General features: G+C 48.3%; 7 protein-coding genes. All 7 read left to right on the plus strand.

Going from position 1 to position 6,621, the window contains the following annotated elements:
• Positions 1-760: baseplate J/gp47 family protein (locus WES_RS13340; RefSeq protein ID WP_016235179.1), on the plus strand; the 760-nt coding region annotated here is incomplete at its 5' end.
• Complete coding sequence (locus WES_RS13335; protein ID WP_016235180.1) at positions 753-1,283, plus strand: phage tail protein I; 531 nt, start codon at positions 753-755, stop codon at positions 1,281-1,283. The genes WES_RS13340 and WES_RS13335, both read left to right, overlap by 8 nt.
• A 10-nt stretch (positions 1,284-1,293) precedes the next feature.
• Positions 1,294-3,912 carry a phage tail-collar fiber domain-containing protein gene (locus WES_RS13330; protein WP_016235181.1) on the plus strand — a complete coding sequence of 873 codons (2,619 nt, stop codon included), beginning with the start codon at positions 1,294-1,296 and terminating at the stop codon, positions 3,910-3,912.
• A complete protein-coding gene (locus WES_RS13325; protein ID WP_016235182.1) occupies positions 3,912-4,490 on the plus strand; it encodes a tail fiber assembly protein in 579 nt (192 codons plus the stop codon). The genes WES_RS13330 and WES_RS13325 overlap by 1 nt, the downstream gene beginning before the upstream one ends.
• A gap of 256 nt (positions 4,491-4,746) precedes the next feature.
• Complete coding sequence (locus WES_RS23975; RefSeq protein WP_071598983.1) at positions 4,747-5,154, plus strand: hypothetical protein; 408 nt, start codon at positions 4,747-4,749, stop codon at positions 5,152-5,154.
• A gap of 9 nt (positions 5,155-5,163) precedes the next feature.
• The gene (locus WES_RS13320; protein ID WP_016157982.1) at positions 5,164-5,655 is read left to right on the plus strand and encodes a hypothetical protein; all 492 of its coding nucleotides are present in this window, start codon (positions 5,164-5,166) and stop codon (positions 5,653-5,655) included.
• Positions 5,656-6,022: 367 nt separating this feature from the next.
• On the plus strand, positions 6,023-6,621 hold a 599-nt coding region (locus WES_RS13315; protein WP_016235183.1), incomplete at its 3' end, for a phage tail sheath subtilisin-like domain-containing protein.

Below are 6,621 nucleotides of genomic sequence, written 5' to 3' on the forward strand. Positions count from 1 at the left end.
ATCCGAGCCTCTCGTCAAACTGCTGGAGGAAAATGCTTATCGTGAGCTTATCTGGCGTCAGCGTGTGAATGAGGCCGCACGGGCGGTGATGCTGGCCTGTGCCACCGGTAATGACCTTGATGTGATTGGTGCCAATTACAACACCACACGCCTGATTATCACCCCGGCAGATGATTCGACCCTCCCGCCGACACCGGCCGTGATGGAATCTGACACCGATTATCGTCTGCGTATTCAGCAGGCGTTTGAAGGTTTAAGCGTCGCCGGGTCGGTGGGAGCCTATCAGTATCATGGTCGCAGTGCCGACGGGCGTGTCGCGGATATCTCTGTCACCAGTCCGTCTCCGGCCTGTGTCACTATCTCCGTGCTGTCCCGCGAAAATAACGGTGTCGCATCCGAAGACCTGCTGGCGGTGGTGCGTAACGCCCTTAATGGCGAGGACGTCAGGCCGGTGGCCGACCGCGTGACCGTGCAGTCTGCCGCCATTGTTGAATACCAGATAAACGCCACGCTGTATCTTTACCCTGGTCCCGAAAGCGAACCCATTCGCGCGGCCGCCGTGAAAAAGCTGGAAGCGTACATCACGGCACAGCACCGGCTGGGGCGCGACATCCGTCTGTCTGCCATTTATGCCGCTTTGCATGTGGAAGGTGTGCAGCGTGTCGAACTGGCTGCACCGCTGGCCGACATCGTGCTCAACAGTACGCAGGCGTCTTTCTGTACCGAATACCGCGTCGTGACCGGAGGCTCGGATGAGTGATTCGCGACTGCTGCCGACCGGCTCATCACCGCTTGAGGTCGCCGCCGCAAAAGCCTGTGCGGAAATTGAAAAGACACCGGTCAGTATTCGTGAGCTGTGGAACCCGGACACCTGCCCGGCAAATCTGCTGCCGTGGCTGGCGTGGGCGTTTTCGGTCGACAGGTGGGATGAAAAGTGGCCGGAAGCAACAAAACGCGCCGTTATCCGCGATGCCTATTTCATCCACTGTCATAAAGGCACTATCGGCGCAATCCGGCGTGTGGTGGAGCCGCTCGGCTATCTCATTAACGTAAAGGAATGGTGGGAGACAAACGACCCGGCCGGAACCTTTCGCCTTGATATCGGTGTGCTGGAAAGCGGTATCACAGAGGAGATGTATCTGGAAATGGAACGGCTGATTGCCGATGCCAAACCCGCAAGTCGCCACCTTATCGGCCTGAACATTATCCAGGACATTCCCGGCTGTCTGTATACAGGCGGTGTGGTCTGTGATGGTGATGTTATTACTGTTTATCCCGGATAAGTGAGAAACAATGAGCACGAAATTTAAAACCGTTATCACTACTGCCGGAGCCGCAAAGCTGGCAGCCGCCACTGTCCCCGGCGGGAAAAAAGTAACCCTGTCTGCAATGGCCGTGGGTGACGGTAATGGCAAATTGCCGGTGCCGGATGCCGGTCAGACGAAACTGGTGCATGAGGTCTGGCGTCACGCCCTGAATAAAGTCAGCGTGGATAATAAGAATAAAAACTATATCGTGGCTGAACTGGTTGTACCGCCCGAAGTGGGCGGCTTCTGGATGCGTGAGCTTGGCCTGTATGACGATGCCGGAACACTGATTGCGGTCGCCAACATGGCAGAAAGCTATAAGCCTGAACTCGCTGAAGGCTCCGGGCGTGCGCAGACCTGCCGCATGGTTATTATTGTCAGTAACGTGGCGTCCGTTGAGCTGAGTATTGATGCCAGCACAGTGATGGCGACGCAGGATTACGTCGATGACAAAATCGCAGAACATGAGCAGTCCCGCCGCCATCCTGACGCCACGCTGACAGAAAAAGGCTTTACTCAGTTAAGCAGTGCAACAAACAGCACCAGTGAGTCATTGGCGGCAACGCCAAAAGCGGTCAAGGCAGCAAATGACAACGCAAATTCACGTCTGGCGAAAAATCAGAATGGTGCAGATATCCAGGATAAATCAGCTTTTCTGGACAATGTTGGCGTTACCAGCCTGACGTTTATGAAAAACAATGGCGAAATGCCGCTTGATGCCGACCTGAATACATTTGGTCCTGTTAAGGCTTATCTGGGGATCTGGTCTAAAGCTACCTCAACTAACGCAACACTGGAGAAAAATTTCCCGGAAGATAATGCTGTCGGTGTGCTTGAGGTTTTTGCTGCCGGCAATTTTGCAGGTACGCAACGCTTTACCACGAGAGACGGCAATGTATACATACGCAGACTCGCCAATAAGTGGAATGGCTCTGATGGTCCGTGGGGCATATGGCGTCACACTCAATCAGCTACCCGCCCTTTGAGTACGACTATAGACCTGAATACGCTTGGAGCCGCCGAACATCTTGGTTTATGGCGTAACAGTAGCTCGGCTATAGCTTCATATGAACGCAATTATCCAGAGGAAGGCGGCTTTGCTCAGGGGACGCTTGAGATCCTCGAAGGCGGGAATTATGGAAGAACGCAACGTTATACCACTCGCCGTGGAAATATGTATGTCCGCTGCCTTGCGGCAAGCTGGGATGCATCAAATCCGCAGTGGGAACCGTGGTTAAGAGTCGGTCATCAGTCAGAGAGTCGTTATTACGAAGGTGATTTAAATGTTCTAACCGACCCCGGTATTTACAGTGTTACAGGAAAGGCAACAAACGGTCCGATGCTGGACACCGTTGGCGCGACACTACTTGGGATACTGGAAGTAATCAGACGTTTTGATGGTGTGTCTGTCTGGCAGCGTTACACAACCACAGGGAAATCAGAAACCACACAGGGGCGCACTTTTGAGCGCGTCTACGCCGGGAGCAAATGGACCGAATGGCGAGAAGTATATAACTCCTTTTCGTTGCCTCTGAATCTGGGCATCGGTGGCGCAGTGGCAAAACTATCCAGTCTGGACTGGCAGACCTACGACTTTGTGCCGGGCAGTCTGATAACCGTTCGGCTTGATAACATGACCAACATTCCCGACGGTATGGACTGGGGCGTCATTGATGGCAACCTGATAAACATCGCAGTGGGTCCGAGTGATGATTCCGGTACGGGGCGCTCAATGCATGTATGGCGCAGCACTGTAAGTAAAGCCAACTACCGCTTTTTTATGGCGCGCATTTCAGGAAATCCGGGAAGCCGCACGATTACAGCAAGACGAGTACCAATCATTGACGAAGCCCAGACATGGGGCGCGAAACAGACATTCAGCGGTGGCCTTTCAGGTGAGCTGTCCGGCAATGCTGCTACAGCAACAAAGCTGAAAACGGCAAGGACAATTAACGGCGTAAAATTTGACGGCTCGGCAAATATTGAAGCGTTTCCGCCAGGTGTTCCGCTGCCGTGGCCATCAGATACACCACCTGCAGGCTATGCAATTATGCAAGGCCAGACGTTTGATAAAGCAGCATATCCGAAACTGGCTATTGCCTATCCTTCTGGTGTTATTCCTGATATGCGCGGCTGGACAATCAAGGGCAAACCCGCCAGTGGGCGAGCCGTATTGTCACAGGAACAGGACGGGATTAAATCACATACTCACAGTGCCAGTGCGTCAAATACGGACTTAGGAACGAAAACGACCAGTTCATTTGATTACGGCACGAAGACAGTCAGTACGTTTAACTACGGAACAAAAACCACTAATACCACTGGTAACCATACACATACCATTTACAGAGGGAATGCCAATACTAATGGTGAAACCGGTAAAACAGGCTTTGACAACCCATCGTTTAATGGCACATCAGGAGCTGCCGGGAATCATGCCCACACGGTAGATATTGGTGCACATAATCATACTGTTGGTATTGGTGCACATTCACACACGGTTGCTATTGGCTCACACGGGCACTCTATTACCGTTAATGCTACAGGTAATACAGAAAACACCGTCAAAAACATCGCATTTAACTATATTGTGAGGCTTGCATAATGGCTTTCAGAATGAGTGCAGAAGCACAAACTATCCGCGTATTTAATTTACTTGATGGAACCAATGAATTTATTGGGGAAAGTGATGCGTATATTCCACCGTATACAGGTCTGCCTGCAAACAGTACAGATATTGCGCCGCCTGATATTCCTGCTGGTTATGCAGCCGTTTTCAATGCAGATGAAATGAAATGGGAACTGATGGAAGACCATCGCGGAAAGACCGTCTATGAAACGAAAACGGGAGCAGCCATTTATATTTCTGAACTTGGCGTATTACCTCCAGACGTGACAGCTATTTCCCCGGAGGGGGATTATCAGAAATGGAACGGAAATGCGTGGGTGAATGATGAGAATGCAGAGCGTGATGCACTTGTCAGAGCGGCGGAGTCTCAGAAGAAAGAGCTGATTGCATATGCAGGTGAAATTATTGCCACGCTGCAGGATGCTGTCGATTTAGATATGGCTACCGAGGAAGAAAAGTTAAGTCTGACACACTGGAAAAAATACCGTGTGCTACTGAATCGCGTTCAGCCGGAAGATGCTCCGGATATAGAATGGCCGGAAATGCCGCGATAAATTGTATTAGCTCGGATGTGAGTTTACACATCTATAGCACAGAGTAAAACCTAATCTGGCTGTCCGCTCTGTGCTAGGAGCGGACATTACCAAGTAACATGCCTTAATCAAAAGGAAATGGTTAATATATGCCATCATTGTTTGAAAAATACGCAGTCATATATTGCTATGAACATTGTTGGTGCATTAATTTGCTTAAGAAACTACAATTAAGCATCATAAAACACTCTTATGACTTTTAAGGCTCTACCGTATCATGGCTAAGCGGATTCCTGGTGTTAGTAAAGAATGGTCTAACTATCTCCTTTGTTTATTATTACATATGTCTTTACCTCTCTTACCTTTGGGGTTCGAGACACTTGTGCGTTCCGATCACTTGCCATCAATACAAACATTAAATATTACAGCGGCGTTTTATGCGATCTCGATAGGGCTTTCTTCTAAGAACGTTGCTATGTTTGGTTTGGGTATATTCGTGAGCATTTGTTTCTCTGTTGTATTTGGGATTGTTTCTTCAAATCCTAATTCTGATCCTAATCTTAATTTTAATGATAACTTGTATTTTTATTCTCCAATTGCGTGTATTGTTGCTATATTTGTTATACATGCATGTGAACGATATAACAGGCATGTTGCTGATTGTACACCATTTTTTGAGTTTTAAGGGGGTGCTATGATTGATACAATTATCCCAGTAATACTATCAATTCTCCCGGCAATACTATCTATATTTAGCTTAGTAGCTGTTTTTATAGGTGCATTAGTATCTATCAGGTCTGTTAAAAAAAGACGTGAAATAGAAGTTCAGCTTTTTAATGAGATAATAAATCAACAAATTAAACAAACTAAAAGCAACCGTAAAAAGGATCTTGAAAATAGTGTTAATGAAATAGAAAATGAACTCAAGAGAAGAGTTGATATTTTGAATAAAATGCAAAAAGATCTAGAAGCAGTTTCAGAGAACAAATACTATTTTGATAAAGCAAAATTTCTTCGAAATGTCAAGTATGGAGAGTATTTATTAGAGATAAATGAAGCTGTGAATAATATTGATAATAAAAACAAACACTTACTAAATAACGCTCTTAATCAAAGCTCTGAGATTGGAAAAGTAAGATATCTTGGAAGAATAACAAAGGAAGCACTGGAAAAAACAGTAGGCTGATCATTTTTTCCGCTCGTAATAGATAAACTCAAAGGTTCTTTTTGAGAGCCTTTGAGTTTCAATCTTACCAATATTACTCACCATTTCTTTAGCAGCAATTTGGGGACTATAACTTCTACTTCTTGCTGTGAGTTCAACCGATGGATACAACACATTGGCTAAAACGCCCTGTGGGTGATTCATAGTCTAGCGTTTGGACTCCGTAAATTCACAGTTGGAAACTGAGCGAGTACAAATCAAGGCAGGCGGGCTGATTGCCCGCCTTTTCTTTATCTGTTGTTTCATCCACTGGCCAGCCAGGCCAAATAGCGTCTCATGCTCTGCACAACAGAAAATAGTTGCACCCATTAACCACGGAGTTAAACGGATGAGTGACTATCATCACGGCGTGCAGGTGCTGGAGATTAACGACGGCACCCGCGTCATTTCCACCGTATCCACTGCCATTGTCGGCATGGTTTGCACTGCCAGCGATGCGGATGCGGAAACCTTCCCCCTCAATAAACCGGTGCTGATTACCAATGTGCAGAGCGCAATTGCAAAGGCCGGTAAAAAAGGCACGCTGGCGGCATCGTTGCAGGCCATCGCCGACCAGTCAAAACCAGTGACTGTTGTTGTGCGCGTGGAAGACGGCACCGGCGAAGACGAAGAAACGAAACTCGCGCAGACCGTTTCCAATATCATCGGCACCACCGACGAAAACGGTCAGTATACCGGACTGAAAGCCCTGCTGGCGGCAGAGTCGGTAACCGGTGTTAAACCGCGTATTCTCGGTGTGCCGGGACTGGACACCAAAGAGGTGGCTGTTGCACTGGCATCAGTCTGCCAGAAGCTGCGCGCTTTCGGGTATATCAGCGCATGGGGCTGTAAAACCATTTCCGAGGTGAAAGCCTACCGCCAGAATTTCAGCCAGCGTGAGCTGATGGTCATCTGGCCGGATTTCCTCGCATGGGATACGGTCACCAG

The sequence above is a fragment of the Escherichia sp. KTE31 genome (genome assembly GCF_000407925.1).
GTDB classification, from domain to species: domain Bacteria; phylum Pseudomonadota; class Gammaproteobacteria; order Enterobacterales; family Enterobacteriaceae; genus Escherichia; species Escherichia ruysiae.

What these genes read in the sequence shown, in the direction of transcription:
- WES_RS13335 (WP_016235180.1), top strand. Translation starts at nt 753, where the DNA reads ATGAGTGATTCGCGACTGCTGCCGACCGGCTCATCACCGCTTGAGGTC.
- WES_RS13330 (WP_016235181.1), top strand. Translation starts at nt 1,294, where the DNA reads ATGAGCACGAAATTTAAAACCGTTATCACTACTGCCGGAGCCGCAAAG.
- WES_RS13325 (WP_016235182.1), top strand. Translation starts at nt 3,912, where the DNA reads ATGGCTTTCAGAATGAGTGCAGAAGCACAAACTATCCGCGTATTTAAT.
- WES_RS23975 (WP_071598983.1), top strand. Translation starts at nt 4,747, where the DNA reads ATGGCTAAGCGGATTCCTGGTGTTAGTAAAGAATGGTCTAACTATCTC.
- WES_RS13320 (WP_016157982.1), top strand. Translation starts at nt 5,164, where the DNA reads ATGATTGATACAATTATCCCAGTAATACTATCAATTCTCCCGGCAATA.